At 40.8% G+C, this 18936-nt stretch carries 18 protein-coding genes and 1 pseudogene; 6 read left to right on the top strand and 13 right to left on the bottom strand.

The annotated features are described in order from the left end of the window. Positions 1–13: 13 nt before the first annotated feature. From F986_RS00255 to tviB, 12 genes are all read right to left on the bottom strand, one after another. A complete protein-coding gene (locus F986_RS00255) occupies positions 14–1189 on the bottom strand; it encodes a DegT/DnrJ/EryC1/StrS family aminotransferase (RefSeq protein WP_004684230.1) in 1176 nt (391 codons plus the stop codon). Between the two features lie 18 nt (positions 1190–1207). Then, positions 1208–1864 (bottom strand): NeuD/PglB/VioB family sugar acetyltransferase, encoded by a 657-nt coding sequence (locus F986_RS00250; RefSeq protein WP_004684228.1) that lies wholly within the window; start codon positions 1862–1864, stop codon positions 1208–1210. Further along, on the bottom strand, positions 1857–2456 hold the full coding sequence (locus F986_RS00245) for a sugar transferase (protein ID WP_004684226.1): 600 nt from the start codon (positions 2454–2456) through the stop codon (positions 1857–1859). The genes F986_RS00250 and F986_RS00245 overlap by 8 nt, the downstream gene beginning before the upstream one ends. Positions 2457–2610: 154 nt before the next feature. Next, on the bottom strand, positions 2611–3150 hold the full coding sequence (locus F986_RS00240; protein ID WP_004684225.1) for a serine O-acetyltransferase: 540 nt from the start codon (positions 3148–3150) through the stop codon (positions 2611–2613). A gap of 32 nt (positions 3151–3182) precedes the next feature. Further along, positions 3183–4322 carry a glycosyltransferase family 4 protein gene (locus tag F986_RS00235; protein WP_004684223.1) on the bottom strand — a complete coding sequence of 380 codons (1140 nt, stop codon included), beginning with the start codon at positions 4320–4322 and terminating at the stop codon, positions 3183–3185. Continuing rightward, positions 4319–5413 (bottom strand): glycosyltransferase, encoded by a 1095-nt coding sequence (locus tag F986_RS00230; RefSeq protein WP_004684221.1) that lies wholly within the window; start codon positions 5411–5413, stop codon positions 4319–4321. The genes F986_RS00235 and F986_RS00230 overlap by 4 nt, the downstream gene beginning before the upstream one ends. Then, positions 5410–6528, bottom strand: a complete 1119-nt coding sequence (locus F986_RS00225; protein WP_004684219.1) for a glycosyltransferase — start codon at positions 6526–6528, stop codon at positions 5410–5412. The genes F986_RS00230 and F986_RS00225 overlap by 4 nt, the downstream gene beginning before the upstream one ends. A gap of 33 nt (positions 6529–6561) precedes the next feature. Continuing rightward, positions 6562–7110, bottom strand: a complete 549-nt coding sequence (locus F986_RS00220; protein ID WP_004684218.1) for an acyltransferase — start codon at positions 7108–7110, stop codon at positions 6562–6564. A gap of 94 nt (positions 7111–7204) precedes the next feature. Next, complete coding sequence (locus F986_RS00215; protein ID WP_227555144.1) at positions 7205–7774, bottom strand: acyltransferase; 570 nt, start codon at positions 7772–7774, stop codon at positions 7205–7207. Between the two features lie 23 nt (positions 7775–7797). Beyond that, the gene (locus F986_RS00210) at positions 7798–8970 is read right to left on the bottom strand and encodes a lipopolysaccharide biosynthesis protein (protein ID WP_004684214.1); all 1173 of its coding nucleotides are present in this window, start codon (positions 8968–8970) and stop codon (positions 7798–7800) included. 10 nt (positions 8971–8980) lie between these two features. After that, positions 8981–10006: an NAD-dependent epimerase/dehydratase family protein gene (locus tag F986_RS00205; RefSeq protein WP_004684213.1), complete on the bottom strand. Its 1026-nt coding sequence runs from the start codon at positions 10004–10006 to the stop codon at positions 8981–8983. Between the two features lie 14 nt (positions 10007–10020). After that, a complete protein-coding gene (gene tviB / locus F986_RS00200) occupies positions 10021–11298 on the bottom strand; it encodes a Vi polysaccharide biosynthesis UDP-N-acetylglucosamine C-6 dehydrogenase TviB (protein WP_004684211.1) in 1278 nt (425 codons plus the stop codon). 387 nt (positions 11299–11685) lie between these two features. Between tviB and F986_RS00195 the strand changes: the two genes are divergently transcribed. The 6 genes and pseudogenes from F986_RS00195 to F986_RS00175 all read left to right on the top strand — a co-directional run bounded on the left by F986_RS00195 (position 11686) and on the right by F986_RS00175 (position 17082). Further along, positions 11686–12756 carry a polysaccharide biosynthesis/export family protein gene (locus tag F986_RS00195; protein WP_045015057.1) on the top strand — a complete coding sequence of 357 codons (1071 nt, stop codon included), beginning with the start codon at positions 11686–11688 and terminating at the stop codon, positions 12754–12756. A gap of 2 nt (positions 12757–12758) precedes the next feature. Then, on the top strand, positions 12759–13187 hold the full coding sequence (locus F986_RS00190) for a low molecular weight protein-tyrosine-phosphatase (RefSeq protein ID WP_017396973.1): 429 nt from the start codon (positions 12759–12761) through the stop codon (positions 13185–13187). 31 nt (positions 13188–13218) lie between these two features. Next, positions 13219–13561: pseudogene (locus F986_RS18735) on the top strand (Wzz/FepE/Etk N-terminal domain-containing protein); the annotation flags it as partial. A 47-nt stretch (positions 13562–13608) separates the two neighbouring features. Next, entirely contained in the window at positions 13609–15417 is a 1809-nt protein-coding gene (locus F986_RS00185) for a polysaccharide biosynthesis tyrosine autokinase (protein WP_424895398.1), read from the top strand. Positions 15418–15630: 213 nt separating this feature from the next. Beyond that, positions 15631–16335: a BamJ family beta-barrel-assembly machinery protein gene (locus F986_RS00180; RefSeq protein ID WP_004684205.1), complete on the top strand. Its 705-nt coding sequence runs from the start codon at positions 15631–15633 to the stop codon at positions 16333–16335. A gap of 54 nt (positions 16336–16389) precedes the next feature. Further along, positions 16390–17082, top strand: a complete 693-nt coding sequence (locus F986_RS00175; RefSeq protein ID WP_004684203.1) for a BamJ family beta-barrel-assembly machinery protein — start codon at positions 16390–16392, stop codon at positions 17080–17082. Positions 17083–17359: 277 nt separating this feature from the next. Here the strand turns inward: F986_RS00175 and murJ are convergent, their stop codons facing one another. Further along, positions 17360–18916, bottom strand: a complete 1557-nt coding sequence (gene murJ / locus F986_RS00170; protein WP_171057596.1) for a murein biosynthesis integral membrane protein MurJ — start codon at positions 18914–18916, stop codon at positions 17360–17362. Positions 18917–18936 lie beyond the last annotated feature (20 nt).

Genomic DNA, 18936 nt, shown 5'->3' with positions numbered 1-18936 from the left:
ATTATACGCTGTTTCACATGGAGATTTGTGAGATCACCTGTTGGATACTATCCACCGTTTTTTGCATGTTGCTGTCGGACAAAGTCGGATGTACCAAGAACATTAAACTGCTGTCCCCCAAGCTTTTGGCATTGACCAATCGTTGCTCAGGTCGCCATGGTGTTCCATCAAAGGCTTTTTCTAAATACACTTCTGAACATGAACCACTAAAGCATGGCACACCCAGTGCATTAATTTCCGCCATAATGCGATCACGCGACCAACCTTCTGGCAATTGTGCTGTATTCACTTGGACATAAGCCTTATATGCCGCATGAACATAATTCGCAGGTGGCATTGCCACAGTAAAATAAGGGTTATTTTCAAAACTTGCTAAAACGCGACGCATATGCGCATTACGCACTTGCGTCCATTCTGGCATTTTTTGGAGTTGTAAACGTCCGATAACAGCCTGCATTTCCATCATGCGCCAGTTGGTGCCAAAGCTGTCATGTAACCAACGAAAGCCAGGCGGGTGCTGTTTGTTATAAATGCTGTCAAAGTTTTTACCGTGGTCTTTATATGACCACATTTTTTTCCATAAATTTTCATCATTGGTGGTAACCATACCGCCTTCACCACCCGTGGTCATGATCTTGTCTTGACAAAATGACCATGCGCCAATATGCCCGATTGAACCTGCGGATTGACCTTTATAGAATGCACCATGGGCTTGGGCACAGTCTTCTATGACCCAAATCCCTTTTTCCTCAGCCAACTGCATGATCGGATCCATATCACACATCCAACCCGCCAAATGCACACAAATAATGGCTTTGGTTTTCGGAGTAAGCACAGCTTCAATCGTACGGCGTGAAATATTCTGTGAATCCAGTTCAACATCGGCAAAAACAGGATTGGCACCAGCCGTCACAATTGAACTGGCAGATGCAAGAAATGTCCGTGAAGTGACGATCACATCATCGCCTGTGCCAATGCCAAGGGCTTTTAAGGCCAAATCCAGTGCGACTGTGCCATTCGCTACAGCGACGGCATACTGCGTTTGTGCAAATGCTGCAAATTCTTTTTCAAACTCACGGCACTCTTGTCCTGTCCAATAATTGACTTTATTGGATAAAAGGACCTTTGACACCGCATCTGCTTCAGCTGAGGTGAAACTTGGCCACGGTTCAAATGCAGTGTTTAACATGAGTTTTTCCTAAATTTATCATTTACTGGTCAGTATACGGGCAGGATTTCCCACCACTGTTACGCCCGCAGGCACGCTTTTGGTCACCACAGCGCCCATACCCACCACAGCACCACGACCAATCACCAAAGGTTGCGCAGGTGTGCCTTGTTTAATCACGGCACCTGCACCAATATAAACATGGTCTTCTATATGAATATTACCGTTGCATTTTACGCCCGGTGCAAACGTGACGAAATCACCAATTACACAATCATGCTCGACATAACTATATAAGTTGGCATGAAAACATTTGCCAATTTTAATATTGGATGTAATCGTGACAAAAGGACTCAACGCAGCACCTGCGCCAAGTTCTACCGTATCCATCAGCAGCGTATTATCTGCCTGCACTGACCACAATGGAAGACCATCTTGCTCCAGTTTCAGCGCAATTTTTTCACGTACTTGACTATTGGCAATTGCAATCAGTACCGCTTTGAAAGATACAGGCTCCGCTTTAAATTGTGGGTAGTTCATGGCACGATGACCATTCACTATGGTAATTTCAGTCAAAGCATCATCAATAAACACAATTTCAGCAGGCTCTTGCTGACGTGCTAATTGTTGACGTGCTACAGGCATCAAACTACGTCCACACCCCGAAGCACCATATACGGCATAAAGCTTAGTCATGTTTGCTGCCTGTGAATTTATGCATCGTGACATCACCTTCGGCACTAATATCATCTTTCGCGAGTACTTTTTTGACGGTTTTCAGCATGATTTTAAAGTCGAGCCACAAGGACTGATTGTTGACATACCATGTGTCGAGTTCAAACTTCTTTTCCCATGAGATGGCATTACGTCCATTCACCTGCGCATAGCCCGTGATGCCGGGACGTACATCATGGCGTTTGGCTTGCTCGCTATTATATAAAGGCAAATATTCCATCAATAACGGGCGTGGTCCCACGATACTCATCTCACCTTTAATTACGTTCCACAGTTCGGGCATTTCATCCAAACTGCTGGAACGCAGCATTTGACCAAAGGGTGTTAAACGCTCACTGTCGGGCAAGGAATGACCTTGTGCATCAACCGCATCTTTCATACTGCGGAATTTTATCATTTCAAAAGGTTTGCCATTTAGCCCCGGACGCACCTGACGGAACAACACGGGTGAACCCAAATTTTTTCGCACCTTATAGGCCACAAAAGCATATACAGGAGACAGCAGCACTAGCGCAGATGATGCAATCACAATATCCAATAAGCGCTTTAACATGGTTCACTCTTGAGGTTAGATAAAGATGAGGAAATAGTATCCATTTATAGCAATGATTATACCCTGTCCAAAGCCATCAGATTTGTAAAATATTTCAACGGTCAAAGGGACTCAAATATTCCTCATTCTAAACGCTGCCAAACCATATAGCCTTTTAGAAATCTGTCCAACGACGATTAACTGCATGACCCGGATTATTCATGCTGATCACTTTCGCGTAGTTTCCTACCGCAGTTGCATTTTCAGGAATATCTTTTGTCACAACGCTTCCTGCACCTATAGTGGCATTATTACCAATTTTGACATGCTCAATGATGCAGACATTGGGCCCAATATAAACATTATCGCCAATTTCTGCGGCTTGACGACCGCCATTTGCACCAATGGTGGTAAATTGCGATAAATTCACATTATTGCCAATTACAGTTGTCGGATTAACGACCAACGGCCCGCCATGCCCAATCAACAAGCCGTAGCCAATTTGAGTCGTGGTATGAATATCAATGCCGTACTGCTTTTTTTTATAATAATAAATAGGATAGGCCAGTTTTGCCCACGCGCTTTGAGCGCTGGCTAAACGCAGCCAAAATGAAAAATTAAAACCACGATTGAAAAAATAAGTTTTCAAAAAGGTTTTAAAACTGACATGGCCGGTATAACGGTATAAATCACTTTTTATATATTTTAAGGTCATTTGGATCGTCTCTTAAATTGGGTGAATCGCCTTTAATGAATATCCATTTCAGCCATCATGTGCTTATTCACTTGATGCACATCATATTTATTCAGCGCAATTTCTCGCGAACGCTGTCCCATATACTCAATCAGTTTTGGATCTTCAATAAAGTATTGCATGCATTGCACCAGCTCATCGACTGATTTCACTGCAACCAAATAACCATTCACACCGTGCAATACCGTTTCACGACAACCTGGTGCATCGGTGGTAATAATCGCCCGTCCCATAGCCATCGCCTCTAGTACCGTACGTGGCGTGCCTTCACGGTAGGAGGGCAAAACGTAGACCGAGCTTTCCGCAATTGCAGGACGGACATCACTGAGCTTACCCCAATATTTGAGGCGACCATCGGCAATCCACGTGTCAAGTTCAGCTTGCGAAATGGCCGAAGGATTATCATCAATCCAACCGACCAAATGAAACTCAGCTTCAGGATATTGTGCTTTGATGATACGTGCCGATTCAGCATATTCACGCACACCTTTATCCCCCAAAAGCCGTGCAATGAGCAAGAATGAGGCTTTGACCACGCCTGCATCATCTTTCGGTAAAGGCATGACATCAAAGTCTTGTACATTTACCCCTGAACCATTCACCACCACGCTTGGTTTATTGGCATCAAGCAAATGCATGTCCTGGAAAAGCTTTAAATCATCAGGGTTTTGGAAAAAGACTTTGTCGCTACGTTTGAGCGCTTGCGCATATAAGCCATGCACCAGCTTTTGAAACAGACTACGCTTGCCAGATTCCACATTTTGAAAGGCATAGCCCAAACCTGTAATTAAGGCAAAACGATGCGATACTTTCGCAAGCCAAGCCGCCAAGGTACCGTAAATGACCGGTTTAATAGTATAGGACAGCACATACTCAGGCTGAATTTGACGAATTTGCCGATAGATATGTTTTAACAGTTTTAAATCCGCCAGCGGATTAGTGCCTGTGCGCTGCATGGGAATTTCATGCAGATGATAGCCAAGGGCTTGCAGTTTTTGCTGTTCTTCAGGAAATGATGCAAACTCAGGCACCATGATGTGAATTTCATAACCTTGCGCATGAATGGCTTCCAGCAGTTTCCCGCGGAAATTTAAAACCGAAGGCAGAAAACTGCTGATCATTAGAAATTTCAACGGCTTTGCTCCCAAACTTGCATATATTGCCGACTCACTTGCTCAATACTAAAATACGCTTCTACGCGCTCTCGCACGGCTTGTTTCAACTGCAATTTTTCATCATTGCTTTGCTGCACATATTTTAAAATTGCTTGTGCCAAAGCTTGCGCATTACGTGGCGGAACAATCCGTCCTAAATCCTGCACAATATATTTGGTATCGCCCACGTCGGTACTAATACAGGGTAAACCTGAGGCCATCGCTTCTACCAAAACATTCGGAAAACCTTCGGTGATTGAAGTCATTAGAAATACATCTATCGATTGATAAAAAGCAGGCATGTCCGAGATTTGATCAAGCAAATGCACTTTTCGAGCATCTAACTGATGCAGCTCAAACAAAGCTTTGACTTCGGGATTTTCTAAACTCGCGCCGCTGCCAGCAATTTTAAAGATGATGTTTTTATCTTTCAGCAAACCCATGGTTTCAAATAAGTATGGATAACCTTTGGCGGTATGATAACGTCCAGCAAAACCAATCACCGTTGGTTCCTTTAACTGTAAATTCGGCTGAAACTTATCGAGAAAAACACCATTGGCAATCACTTGGCTATTGCCATTTTTAAAGCCGAAGGCCTGATGCTGCTGCATAGACGAATGCGCACAATAAATAATGGCACTGGCTTGTTGGGACAGTATTTTGCTTAAGCCTAAGGCAATTTTCGTGCTGATGGATTCATCTTTAGGAGAAGCAAGAGAATGATGAATGCCCCACACCACATTCGGTTTTTGAGCTAAACCAAGCATACTTAAACTTGTGAGCACATTGGCATGATACATCCAACATTGCACGGTTTTGGGTTGTAGTTGTTTCAGTAAACCACGCAGTTTTTGAATCGTACCCAACGTATTTAAACCATTCCACTGCAGTGCATAATATGACTGACAACAATCTAAAGTACGTTGATAAACCTCAGAGGTTTTCATCAATGCAATGATCACATGTTCGTATTGGTGTTCAGTACATTGAATCAGGCGTGCCAACATCATCTCAGCCCCCCCCACGCCTGCAAAATTGGTAATCACATGTACCATTAACGGTTTATTCATATTGCAGACTCCATCATATTTAAGTACTGCTGCAATACCGTTGCTTTATGGAATTGCTGAATATGTGCTTCAAAGTCAGCTTCTGAATAATGTACATAATCGGCAAAAATCGCCTGTTGCATGGCTTGCATCAAGCCAACTTGATCATTGCATTCGACCAATAAGCCAAATTTTGCATGGTCTAAAATTTCCATTGGTCCACTTGGGCAATCGGTACTGACCACCTTCACTTTAGAAGCCAGTGCCTGAATCAGTACACCCGGTAAACCTTCCCAATTGGAACTTAAAACAAACAGCGATGCATATTTAAAATAAGCGTATGGATTGGCATCAAAGCCCGGCAAATCCACCACATCGTTTAAACCCAAGTCAGCCACTAGAGCCTCAAACTCAGCTCGTAATTCGCCTTCACCTAAAATCAATAATCGGGTTTCAGGATGCTGATTATGCAAGGCTTTAAAGGAGCGGATCAGAAAACCAAAGTTCTTTGCTTCAGTGAGACGCCCCACTGCCAAAATCACTTTATTACTATCATTTAAAAATTGATGTGTGACTGGCGCTTTAAGTTTTTCAAAATAGACATCATCTAGCACAGGATTATAAATGGTGCCGAGATTATTATTTTTATAGCCATAATATTCATGAAAATCGGCTTCTACCCCTTTAGAGACACAGATCACTTGCTGTGCCATGGGATAAGTCCAATTCACCAAAGTTTTCAGCACAAATTTAGCAATGCCTTGCAACTTCATATTTTTTGACGGCGTAGATACTTCACGGAAGATCAAACGTGTTGCAACACCTGAGAGTTTTTTCGCAATCCCTGCCACAATATTGGTATGGGTTTGCGTGGCCACTAAGCAATCATATTGCTCAGATTTCATTTTTATTTTTAAAGGCGTGATGCTATTCATCACCCGACCGCAATTAAAATTGACCAATTCAATTTTAGAACTCACTTCGGGTAACAGCTTGGCTTTATCGCCATTCAGGTCACATACGCCTAAATGAATTTTAAGTCCTTGTTCAGCAAAACTGTTCGCCAGTTGAATGACCGTACGTTCTGCACCGCCACCGCCCAAGCTTGGCAAAAAGAACATGACTTTATTCAACATATGCAGACCTAAACTTTATGAAATGGGAGAATATTAAAGATGGTTTTTTGAGGCTTGAATCGAAATGGCACGTTCCACACGGGCACGGTAATCGGTAATGCCAACCAAGTCGCTATCACTGGCACAGATGCTTTGAATTTTGGCTTGATAATCAGCAAAGCTCGACACCACTTTGGCAGGTACACCAATCGCCACGCTATGGTCAGGAATATCTTTGGTCACCACCGAACCTGCACCAATCACGACATTTGAGCCAATGCTCACGCCCGGCATAATAATGCTATTCACACCTATAAAGACATGCGAACCAACTTGAATCGGAGCAAAACGTTGATAGCGTTTGCCTTTATCATCTTTGACTAAGCAGGTACTGCCATCATGGGTAATAAATTTCACGCCTGAAGTCACCGTGACATGATCTCCAATTGAGACTAAAAACGGTTCTGAGCCCCAATTTTTAATATAAATTCGGCAGTTTTCACCAATTTTCACCCCCTTTTTACGTGCATATGCCACACTGCCCTTTGCCATAAAATAAGCAAGATCAAACAGCTGTCGAAAAGCAGAAACCATAAATGCCATACGCATGACCTATGTCAGGATCAGAAAATCAAAAGGGAGAAAATTAAGCTGAATATTTTACGCTGAAAATATGTTTTACGATATGCATAGCACTTTATACGGATTTGATTTTTTTGGCTGGAATACCGACATACACCCCTGATTCAGGTAAAGGTTTAGAAACCAAACTGCAAGCACCAATCACGCTATCATCGGCAATAGTTACACCATCAAGTACCGTAACTCGTGCACCAAGCCAAATATTTTTCCCTAAACTCACGCCCTGCTTGGTAATAGCATCTTTCACCAACAGATCAGGCTCACCAAATTTATGATTACTAGCAATCAAAATACTTTGCGTACCAATACGGGTATTGTCACCAATGCTTACACCACCACAACCATTAATAAAAGACTTAGAATTAATGCTGACATCTTGACCAATCGACACTTTTCCGCCAAAGCATTTGATATAACAGCTTTCACCAATAAAACTGTTATCTGCAATTTCTAAAATCGCACCTTGCTCGACAATTAAACTGACATGATCACCAATATAGACATTCTTACCGATCTTGACTTGGCCATTAATCTCTAGGGTACAGGCTTTGCCGAAGTAACGAAATTGTGTGCCAAATGCCATGTTGTACATCACTTTACGGCACTGTGAAGCAAACCAATTCATGTATTTTAAGATTTTAAAAAACATCAGTTTTTGTTTCTCCACACCCCATATAAAATGGCAAAGTTATAGAAAATTAATGCCACAGGCACCGCAAGTAACATATACACTTTATCAACAAAGACAGCATAGAAGCCTGCAAATAAAGCGAACTTAATGATGAGTTCTACGATTTGCAACTTAAACAACACTTGGCTGTTGCGCTGAGCAATCAGAAAAGCCGAGCTTGGTGGATTACAGAAAATCGCCCAATAGCCCAAAGCTAAAATTTGGAAATAGCTCGAAATACCCACCCATTCACTGCCAAAAACCCATAAATATAAAGATTCAGGCAGAATGAAGAAAATGGCAAATAACGGTAGTGAAACCAGACTAAGCAGCACACTCGCCTTTAAGGCATTTTGATTGGATTCGGTGTTTTTAAATTTGCGAATAAAAAACTGACGCAAGGTTTGCGAAATCAGATTGATCGGTACACGAAGGGTACGCTCGACAATGGCATAGAAACCCATCGCCTGCACACCGACAAAATGCGACACAACATAGTAGGGCAAGTTATGCGAAAAACTATTCAGTAAGGCATGGGGCGTATTGGCATAGATAAAGTCTTTATAATTTTTAAATGTCTGCCAACTCACTTGATAGAGCTGATACTTCAGTAAATAAATCAGCACCGCGACAATCATGATAATGGAGCTGACGTTATAACTGTTCACCAAGCTAATTTGCATCACGAGCGGTAAGGACAGTTGAACCGCTAACACAATAGCACTACGAAAAACATTTAAACCTGCACAGAAATATTCTTTATGTGCGGAAAATTGATAATTATACAGACTTTGAATCAGGGTATTGGCAAGCACACCTGTGGCAACAGCCCCTGCCATTTCAACATTTAAAATTGCACTGATGACGATGCCACTAATGACAGCAATCGCAGTTGAGAATACAGCCCCTTCAAAAATCAGACTCTTTTTATCTTGCTCGTCCGCGACTAACAATGCTTGATCAAGACGTAAATTGGCAACCGTGGATAAAATACTGACAATCGCCAATGCAATCCCGTAAGCACCAAAGTCAGCAACTGAATATAGGCGTGTTAAAACAGGAAGTGCGATAAATGTAATTATCGCACCGACCAGTAAACTTAATGTAATCAGTCCAATGGACTGATATTTTGCGAAAATTTTCGCAATCATCTGTTCAATATCATTTTAAGTTGTTTACGTACCAACGCATAGCCAACTGAATACCTTCGTCAATTTTGAACTGCGGTGCATAACCCAAATGCTGCTCAATTTTGGCAATGCTCGCTTGTGAATGACGTACATCACCCGCACGGAATTCACGGTAAACAGGATCACGCTCAAAGTTCACATCATTTGTCGCAAGCGCTGCCTGAATAGCACGGTACAACGCATTCAAAGTAGTGCGGTCGCCTAGTGCCACATTATAGACCTGATTTTTTGCTTCATCGCTTTGCGTTGTCGCAGCTAAAATATTCGCTTGCACAACATTTTGAATAAAACAGAAATCTCGACTGGTTTCACCATCACCGTTAATAAACACATCTTCACCAGCAATCATTGATGATGTCCATTTCGGGATCACTGCTGCGTAAGCGCCTTTCGGATCTTGGCGTTGTCCAAACACGTTAAAGTAACGTAAGCCAATTGCTTTAAACCCATAAGTTTTCGCAAATACGTCTGCGTATAACTCATTGACGTACTTCGTCACTGCGTAGGGTGAAAGTGGATTACCAATATTTTCTTCTACTTTTGGCAATGCGGGATGATCACCATAAGTCGAACTGCTGGCTGCATAAGTAAAGCTTGCAACACCTGCATCACGTGCTGCAGTGAGCATATTTAAGAAACCACTGATATTGGTTTCATTAGTGGTGATGGGGTCAGCAATTGAACGCGGTACAGAACCGAGCGCTGCTTCATGCAAGACATAATCCACACCTACACATGCTTTTTGGCAATCTGCAAACTGACGTATGTCACCTTCAATAAAGCTGAATTTTGCCCATTGCTCCGCAGTCACTAAGCTTTGTACTTCGTCCAAATTATGCTGATGCCCTGTGGCGAAGTTATCTAAACCTACCACAGTTTGATTGAGCTTGAGTAAAGTTTCTAAAAGATTCGAGCCTATAAAGCCCGCAACACCCGTCACCAACCAAGTTTTGGGTGTAGCTTGTAGGTTTGCACATACCTGTTGATATTGATTCATAGTGGTATGTCCTCTTATAGACGAAGGTCAGATTCGGCTTGAGATAACACATATTTCAAGTCATATAACACATGCTCAGATTTACCTAAGGCACGGATGGCTTGCACGCCCATATCTTTAAACTGGTGATGGGCAACAGCCAAAATTACAGCATCATATTTGCCATTTTCCAGCGCCTGTACTGGGCTAATGCCGTACTCATGTTCAGCTTCAGCTGCATCTACCCAAGGGTCATAAACATCAATTTGAGTGTGATATTCCTTGAGTTCATTGACGATATCAATGATGCGTGTATTACGAATATCTGGGCAGTTTTCTTTAAAGCTTAAGCCTAAAATGAGGACCTTGGCATCTTCAACTTGAATGCGTTTTTTCAACATGGCTTTAACCAGTTGAGTCACCACATAAGCACCCATACCATCATTTAAACGGCGGCCTGCCAAAATAATTTCAGGATGATAACCCATCGACTGTGCTTTATGGGTTAAGTAATACGGGTCAACCCCGATACAGTGCCCACCCACTAAACCTGGGCGGAACGGTAAAAAGTTCCACTTTGTCCCCGCAGCTGTGAGTACATCTTCTGTATCAATACCCATTTTATTGAAGATCAAAGCAAGTTCATTAATTAACGCAATATTCACATCACGTTGCGTGTTTTCAATCACTTTTGCTGCTTCTGCGACTTTGATACTTGGCGCTTTGTGCGTCCCTACCTCAATAATAAGATTATAAACTTCATCGACAAAATCAGCGACTTCGGGTGTAGAACCTGAGGTGATTTTTAGAATACTGGTGACACGATGCAATTTATCGCCTGGATTAATACGCTCTGGGCTATAACCTGCATAAAAATCCTGATTGAATTTTAATCCTGAATTTTTTTCTAAAACAGGAATACAAACTTCTTCAGTTGCACCTGGATAAACCGTTGATTCATAGACAACCACATCGCCTTTTTTCAGTACTTTAGCAATACTTTCGGATGCTTTAACCAAGGGAGTCAGGTCGGGTTGCTTAAATTCATCGATCGGGGTTGGCACTGTCACAATAAAGAAATTACAGTCTGCTAACTGCTGTAAGTTTGTGGTGTAGCTTAAATGCGTTGCTTGCTTTAATTCTTCTGGTGAAACTTCTAAAGTATGATCTTGTCCGCTCTGTAGCTCATCAATACGCTTCTGGTGAATATCAAAGCCCACCACAGGAACTTTTTTTCCAAACTCTACAGCTAGAGGTAAACCAACATAACCTAATCCGATGATGGCAATTTTTAATTCGGAGAGTTGTAACATACTGAAGCCTATGTCATCGATGAATTATCAATCATCGTTATGTTGTAAATAGCGTTAAATTATATCAGAAAATCAAATTTCGATTGTGTAATGATGTTCTAAACATACATAAAAAGTCATACTTCCCGATTCAAATAGATCAAATCTATGGTCTTTTTTTCTATATGCTATTTTGTTAGGATCAAAGTCTCAGGTACATTTTTTATATTTTATAAAAAACCTAATGGAATTACGTTTTAAAACATCAATAACTATATTAAATAGCACGAATAGTATAGAATTTTGCAGTCTGAAACGTACAATTAGGGTTCATTGGCCCGTTCAAAAACATTCAAATTTATAAATAGGATTTATATTCGAGTGAATTACTATCGTTATAGCGTTATTATGCTGGTTTTGAGTTTAGGAATTACAGGATGCGCAATGACCCCTGGACTTCAGACATATGATTTACCACAACAAGGTTCCTATAAAACAGATCAAGGTGCTGAATTAAATGTTGTACCTTTGACACAAAATAATATTCCTGCTATTTCTCAAGCGAATTCGCAAAATTTAGCTCAAATTCAAACGTTATTTCAGCATCAGCAATCCATATATAAGTTAAGTGCAGGTGATGTTCTGTCGATCCAACTTTGGGCTTATCCTGAAATTACACCACCAATTCAAGATGCAACTAATGTAAAAGCTGTTGGTTATCCCATTGATCCTAACGGTAATGTACAGCTTCCTTTAGTCGGGTCAGTTAAAATTGCTGGGAAAACGCTTGCTCAAGCGAATACATATTTGCGTAGTCAATTTAGTAAATATTTAAAACACCCTGATGTTGTCGTTAGAGTGTTATCTTACGAAGGCAAAAGATACTTCGTAAATGGTCAAGTACTTAAAAGTGGACAATACACTTTAAATGATCAACCAATCAGCCTCTATACCGCACTAGGTCAAGCCGGTGGTATTGATACCAAAACTGGCGACACCACTAATATTCAACTCATTCGTAATGGCGCTACGTATAATTTAAATACCATTCAACTCGAAAAAAATGGTTTATCACTACATAATTTATTAATTCGCCCGAATGACACAATTTTTGTAAATACAAAACAAGATCAAAAACTTTATGTCATGGGTGAATCAAGTAAAAGCCAAGCGATTAACTTACGCGATCAAGGCATGTCTTTAAGTGATGTATTGGGTGAAAGTGAAGGGATTAACCCTTACTCAGCTAGTGCAGCTAGAATTTATGTCATGCGTACAGATTTAGATCAGAAGCAGTCAACTATCTATCACTTAAATTTGAGTAGTATTGGTAATCTAGCATTAGCCAATCAATTTTCCATGAAAAAGAATGACATTGTATACATTGATGCAACTGGTTTGACTCGTTGGCAGCGTGTAGTCAATCAGATCATTCCATTCTCGAGCGCACTTTATAGTTTTGATCAGCTTGGGAAATAATTATGGCGTTTAAAAATATACTCGTTGTCTGTGTCGGAAATATTTGCCGTAGCCCGATGGCAGAATATTTCCTAAAGACGAATTGCCCAAAACAACACATTGAATCTGCAGGATTGTCCGCAATGGTAGGACATCATGCAGATGAAAAAGCAATTCATTGTATGGACCAATTTAATATTGATATGCGTCCACATATTGCAAAACAGATCAATGCATCTTTAATTAAGCAAGCAGACTTAATTCTAGTAATGAGTACGAATCAGGCTCAGCATATAGAAAAACAATGGCCGTTTGCAAAAGGTAAGGTCTTTAGATTAGGCCACTGGCAAGGAAAAAATGTCCCTGACCCTTATCAACACGATCAAGACTTTTTTAATGAGTCCTGTAAAAACATAAGCAATTATGTTCAGGATTGGATGCCACATTTTTAATATAAATTATTGAATAATCAGTTGTTAAATTATGACTCAAAACTCAAAAACTGAAGATGATACTATTGATTTAAAAGAGCTCTTTTTTTCTCTGGTTGCTCAATGGAAAACTATCGCTCTTTGCATCATATTAAGTTTAATCTGTGCCTTACTCTATATTCGCACCACACCTTCCATATATTCTACGGATGCTTTAGTTCAAGTCGAAGATGGCAAAAGTGCCGCGTCTGCTGCATTACTAGGCGAACTCAAAGAAGTCTCTGGTGGTCTTGGTCAAAAATCGCCTGCCGATGCAGAGATTGAGATCTTAAATTCTAGAATGGTGTTAGGCAAAGTGATTGATGACCTCAATCTGAACATCAGTATTCAAGATCAAAATAATAGCTTCTTTAAAAAACTACTCTCTTCAGAAAAAGGCCAATTGAAATTTGATGGCCAAGGTGTTAGTTATAGCACCAAGCAAAATAATTTTTTAGTTAAAGAGTTCAGTGTTCCAAATTATTATTTAGATAAAAAACTGACTTTAGATTTCAAAGCAGACTCTAAATTTACCCTAAGTCATAAAGATAAAGTGATCTTTGAGGGTCGTTTAAATCAACTCAATCAATTTGTTGACGGCTATGGAGCTTGGAAAATTAATATTTCAAGTACACAGCCATTTGAACACGCTTTTATATTATCTAAACTCTCACTGCCTTCAGCTGTCAAAAACTTAAAATTAAATTATGGTGTAGCAGAAAAAGGGAAAATGACAGGTGTCATTGGTTTAAATTATGCTGGAGAAGATAAACAGCATATTACTAATGTGCTGAATCATATTTTAGAAATTTATCACCAACAAAATATTGAGCGTAAATCGTTAGAATCAAAACAAACCCTCAATTTCTTAGATCAACAATTACCTGAATTAAAGCAACAACTTGAACAATCTGAAATTAAATTTAATGAGTTTCGTGAAAAATACAATACGGTAGATGTCACTCAAGAAGCTGAACTCATGCTCAAGCAAAATATTGAACTTGAGAAAATGCGTATTGAGTTAAAACAGAAACAAGCCGAATTGTCTGCTAAATATACACTTGATCATCCGTTGATGGCTGAAATTAATGCACAGGTAAATTCTTTAAATCAAAAGACTCAAGAATTAAACAAGTCTATTAAACAACTTCCAGAAACACAGCGCCTGTACTTACAACTTTATCGTGATGTCAAAGTAAATACTGAGCTTTATACATCACTTCTTAATAGCTACCAACAGCTCAAAATTGCAAATGCTGGGGAAATTGGTAATGTCCGTATCATCGACACAGCTGTTGAACCTGAACGACCAATCAAGCCTAAAAAATTAATCATTTTGATTTTATCATTATTTGTAGGTGGTTTTATTGGTGTATTAATTGCACTTATTCGTAACATGCTGCGTTCGGGTATCAAAGACTCTGCTCAAATTGAAAACAACCTTGATCTACCTGTATATGCAACGGTGCCGCGTTCTCCTGTTCAAGAAAGCCGTATTAACATTCTGAAAAAGAAAAAGAATATTCCTATTTTGGCTGTTAAAAACAGTGATGATATTGCGATTGAAAGCTTACGTAGTATGCGTACCGCCATTCATTTTGCTTTAAGTTCTGCAAAAAATAACCTGATTATGATTTCAGGCCCAGCACCAGAAGTCGGGAAATCTTTTATTTCGACCAACTTAGCCACAATTTTGGCGCAAAGCGATAAACGTGTTTTGATTGTAGATGCTGACTTACGTCGTGGATATTTACATAAGTACTTTAACTACGACACTCAACCAGGTCTCACTGAATTACTCAATGGCCAACACAGCTTAGAGACAGTGATTCGAAATACTGAAGTACCTGGCTTAAGCGTCATCTCCAAAGGTAAAAGTCCAACCAATCCATCTGAACTCTTAAGCTCGGCTCAGTTTAAGAACGTCTTGGAACAACTGTCTGAGAAGTTCGATCATGTGATCATCGACACACCACCAGTACTGGCTGTAACGGATGGGATTATTATTTCTCAATATACAGGCGTTAATTTAGTGATTGCGCGTTATGCGAAAACACAAATGAAAGAGCTTGAGTTAACCATCAATCGCTTTGAACAAGCTGGCGTGAAAGTCAACGGCTTTATTTTGAATGATATTCAACGTGAAGCAGGCGGTTATGGCTATGGTTATAACTATGCTTATGCCTATAAAGCCAATAAAGAATCAGACTAAATACATTCTCTAACCGATAAAAAGCCAGAACTTGATTTCTGGCTTTTTATTTTGTATGACAAACGTTTATATATTCAAATCCTTATAGTTTTTTTAAGGACTTCGGCATATATTAATTTGAAAATGTACTGGTGGTACAAAACACGTCATTCATGAAGTCTGCTAAGATGCTAAAAAACTTTTTGAATGTAATAGAATTAGGAAAAATTTCACATGAGTAAAGCCTTACCCATTGCTGTAGCTGTTATTCTAGGCGGTGCTGCACTTGTTCCCGTTTATTATGCATCTCAACACCCAGCTTCAGCCGAAGCCCAAGTTTCAAAAAATGCATCTGCCGTAGAAAAAATTAGCTATGCACTGGGTTATGAGGTTGCTCATCAAACTCCACCAGAACTCGATATTAACAGTTTTGTAACGGGTGTCCGTGCCGGTCATGCTCGTAGCCAACCTGCCTATAGCGAAGAAGAATTAAAACAAGCCTATGAGCAGTTCCAAGAAGAAATGCAGCAAAAACAGGCTAATGATGCGAAGCAAGCACAAACAACCAGTGACAGCTTCTTAACTGAAAATGCGAAAAAACCTGGGGTAAAAACCACAGTGTCAGGCTTACAGTACAAAATTACGCAAGAAGGCACAGGCAAGCAACCCACTGCCAGCTCTGTCGTTACCGTGCATTACAAAGGCCAATTGGTCGACGGTAAAGTCTTCGATAGTTCGCTTGAACGTGGCGAACCGATTGAGTTTCCTTTAAACCAAGTGATTCCGGGTTGGACTGAAGGTCTACAACTCATGAAAGAAGGTGGGAAAGCGACCCTCTACATCCCTTCGAACTTAGGTTATGGCCCACAAGGTGTACCTGGTATGATTCCAGCCAACAGCACGCTTATTTTTGATGTTGAACTGATCAAAGTAAAATAAGACAAGTCAATCAAAGGAGAGCTTTTGCTCTCCTCTTTTTATTGAGAATACAAGATGAAAATTCAAACAACATTACTCTGTGGCTTGTTACTTTCTACACCTGTTTTTGCTGCACCGATTAATAATAAAAGCAGTATCAACCAACAAGTCGGTTATAGCTTTGGCTACCTCATGGGTCGGAGCAATGCCGAGTCTATTCAAGATTTAGATCTCGATGCTTTTGTGCAAGGGTTACGTGAAGCATCTAAAGGTCAAGCTGCTTCATTAAGTGATGAAGACATGGCGCGAGTACTCACCCAATATAAACGCCAAGCCGAGGCAAAACAGTTATTAGAAGTTAAACAACTGGCTGATAAAAATGCCAAAATTGGTGCAGCCTTTTTAGCTGAAAATGCGAAAAAACCCGAGGTAAAAACCACGGCTTCAGGCCTGCAATATATGGTTTTACAACAAGGCCAAGGCAAGTCACCTAAGGCCAACAGTAAAGTCAAAGTCCATTATGAAGGGCGTTTGATTGATCAGACCGTTTTTGACAGCTCGATTGCACGTCAACAGCCTGCGGAGTTTCAAGTCAGCCAAGTGATTCAAGGTTGGACTGAAGGCTTACAGCTAATGAAAGAAGGCGCAAAATATCGCTTCTTTATTCCTGCTAAACTGGGCTATGGCCAAATTGGTTCAGGCGATGTGATTGAACCGAACAGCACCTTGATTTTTGATGTGGAACTGATTGAAGTGTTGCCAAAATAAAGTAGCAATGCAAAGGTAATACTATATACAAAATAAAAAGCCTGATCTTCGTGATCAGGCTTTTTATTAATTTCAATAGGCTTTGTTGCACAAAGATTTCATAACTATATGATTTTAAAAGTTTTGATTATTTTTCGATCCAAAATTAAATTTATTTAAATCAGATGCTTACATATTTATGCAACAAAGCCATTTCAATATATTCTTAAATCAAGTCATGCTTTTTTAAGCTACGCGCTTCGCTTGTCTTGAAGCAGAAAAAAAGCAGCACCTTGTTTTATGCTTCATGTTTGAGGTGACGTGGTCTAAAGCCTGTAAGGAGTAAACCAACCGCATAAGCCACAACACCCACCACACACAGCCCGATCACTTCGGCAACGCGAATCCACTGTGACACGTCACCATTATACCAAGTCAATGCATACCACAAAGCCGCAATCATCACGGCGTTAGAAATACCGAACTGGATAAACAGTTTTTTCCAATGTGCACCAAAACGGAAAATATCGCGTTTGTGTAGATAGAAATACAGCATCCCCGCATTCACCAGAGCAGAACCCGAAGAGGCTAAAGCCAAAGCCATATGCTCTGCCTGCCAGTCAATCAGTTTAAAGAAGCCAATAAATACCACGTTTAAAATCGCATTTGCGGCAACGGCCATTAAACCGACACGAACTGGTGTTTTGGTGTCTTGCTGCGCATAAAATCCAGGTGCAAAGACTTTAATCAACATAAATGAAATCACCCCAGCACTCATACATTGCAGAGCTAAAGCCGTCATTTGAGTATCTTCAATGGTGAATTGACCGCGTTGGAACAGGGCCTGAATAATGGGGGTCGATAACATAAACAGCGCGATACTCGCTGGCACCCCCACTAAAACAATGACCTTCGCAGCCCAATCCATCATGCCACGGAACTTCGACATATCTTGCTCTGCATGACGGGTCGACAATGCGGGTAAAATCACCGTACCAATCGCTACCCCAATCAAGCCCAAAGGTAATTCAGTCATACGTTCCGCACTGTACAACCATGACACTGAACCGTCTTGCATAAACGAAGCCCAAATGGTGTTCAGGAGTAAGTTGATTTGCGTGACGGAAACACCAAATAGCGCTGGCAGCATCAATTTCATGATGCGATCCACCCCTTCATGTTTAAAATCAACTTTCGGTGGAATCAGTAATTTTTTATGCCAAAGTTCAGGAATTTGGATCGCTAATTGCAATACACCCGCAGCAATCACTGCCCAACCGAGTGCCATAATCGGTTCTGCCATATACGGCGTCAGCCACCATGCCCCCGCAATCATCGCAACATTCAGCAATACTGGTGAAAATGCGGGTGAAGCAAAGGATCCATAACTATTTAGAATACTGCTGGCAAAGGCTGTCAGCGACATAAACAATAAATAAGGAATAGTGAGGCGGAACATAGAAACTGCAAGATCAAACTTCTCTGGATCGGCATGGAAACCCGGTGCATAGATGTATAACACTGCTGGAGCTGCAACCATAGCGAGAAAGGTTAAAGCCGTCATAACCGTCATCAAACAACCAAAGACACGGCTAATCAGAATCTGAACTTCCGCATGGGTACGCCCAGTTTTATATTCGGTCAGTACTGGAATAAACGCCTGTGAGAATGCTCCCTCAGCAAATAACCGACGGAAGAAGTTCGGGATACGAAAGGCCACCACAAAGGTATCGAAATCTTTCCCCGCACCAAAGACATTTAGTAAGACAATGTCTCGTACCAAACCCAAGACCCGAGAAAGCATGGTCATTGCACTTACAATTACGGTTGACCGCCACAGCGCCATCGTATCCACCTAGTTTTTCATTTGCCGCT

The sequence above is a fragment of the Acinetobacter johnsonii CIP 64.6 genome, assembly GCF_000368045.1.
GTDB lineage: Bacteria > Pseudomonadota > Gammaproteobacteria > Pseudomonadales > Moraxellaceae > Acinetobacter > Acinetobacter johnsonii.
The sequence above is the reverse complement of the archived record's forward strand: the minus strand, read 5'-3'. Positions and strand labels throughout refer to the sequence as shown.

What these genes read in the sequence shown, in the direction of transcription:
- F986_RS00255 (WP_004684230.1), bottom strand. Translation starts at nt 1,189, where the DNA reads ATGTTAAACACTGCATTTGAACCGTGGCCAAGTTTCACCTCAGCTGAA.
- F986_RS00250 (WP_004684228.1), bottom strand. Translation starts at nt 1,864, where the DNA reads ATGACTAAGCTTTATGCCGTATATGGTGCTTCGGGGTGTGGACGTAGT.
- F986_RS00245 (WP_004684226.1), bottom strand. Translation starts at nt 2,456, where the DNA reads ATGTTAAAGCGCTTATTGGATATTGTGATTGCATCATCTGCGCTAGTG.
- F986_RS00240 (WP_004684225.1), bottom strand. Translation starts at nt 3,150, where the DNA reads ATGACCTTAAAATATATAAAAAGTGATTTATACCGTTATACCGGCCAT.
- F986_RS00230 (WP_004684221.1), bottom strand. Translation starts at nt 5,413, where the DNA reads ATGAATAAACCGTTAATGGTACATGTGATTACCAATTTTGCAGGCGTG.
- F986_RS00225 (WP_004684219.1), bottom strand. Translation starts at nt 6,528, where the DNA reads ATGTTGAATAAAGTCATGTTCTTTTTGCCAAGCTTGGGCGGTGGCGGT.
- F986_RS00220 (WP_004684218.1), bottom strand. Translation starts at nt 7,110, where the DNA reads ATGGCATTTATGGTTTCTGCTTTTCGACAGCTGTTTGATCTTGCTTAT.
- F986_RS00215 (WP_227555144.1), bottom strand. Translation starts at nt 7,774, where the DNA reads ATGAATTGGTTTGCTTCACAGTGCCGTAAAGTGATGTACAACATGGCA.
- F986_RS00210 (WP_004684214.1), bottom strand. Translation starts at nt 8,970, where the DNA reads ATGATTGCGAAAATTTTCGCAAAATATCAGTCCATTGGACTGATTACA.
- F986_RS00205 (WP_004684213.1), bottom strand. Translation starts at nt 10,006, where the DNA reads ATGAATCAATATCAACAGGTATGTGCAAACCTACAAGCTACACCCAAA.
- tviB (WP_004684211.1), bottom strand. Translation starts at nt 11,298, where the DNA reads ATGTTACAACTCTCCGAATTAAAAATTGCCATCATCGGATTAGGTTAT.
- F986_RS00195 (WP_045015057.1), top strand. Translation starts at nt 11,686, where the DNA reads ATGCTGGTTTTGAGTTTAGGAATTACAGGATGCGCAATGACCCCTGGA.
- F986_RS00190 (WP_017396973.1), top strand. Translation starts at nt 12,759, where the DNA reads ATGGCGTTTAAAAATATACTCGTTGTCTGTGTCGGAAATATTTGCCGT.
- F986_RS00180 (WP_004684205.1), top strand. Translation starts at nt 15,631, where the DNA reads ATGAGTAAAGCCTTACCCATTGCTGTAGCTGTTATTCTAGGCGGTGCT.
- F986_RS00175 (WP_004684203.1), top strand. Translation starts at nt 16,390, where the DNA reads ATGAAAATTCAAACAACATTACTCTGTGGCTTGTTACTTTCTACACCT.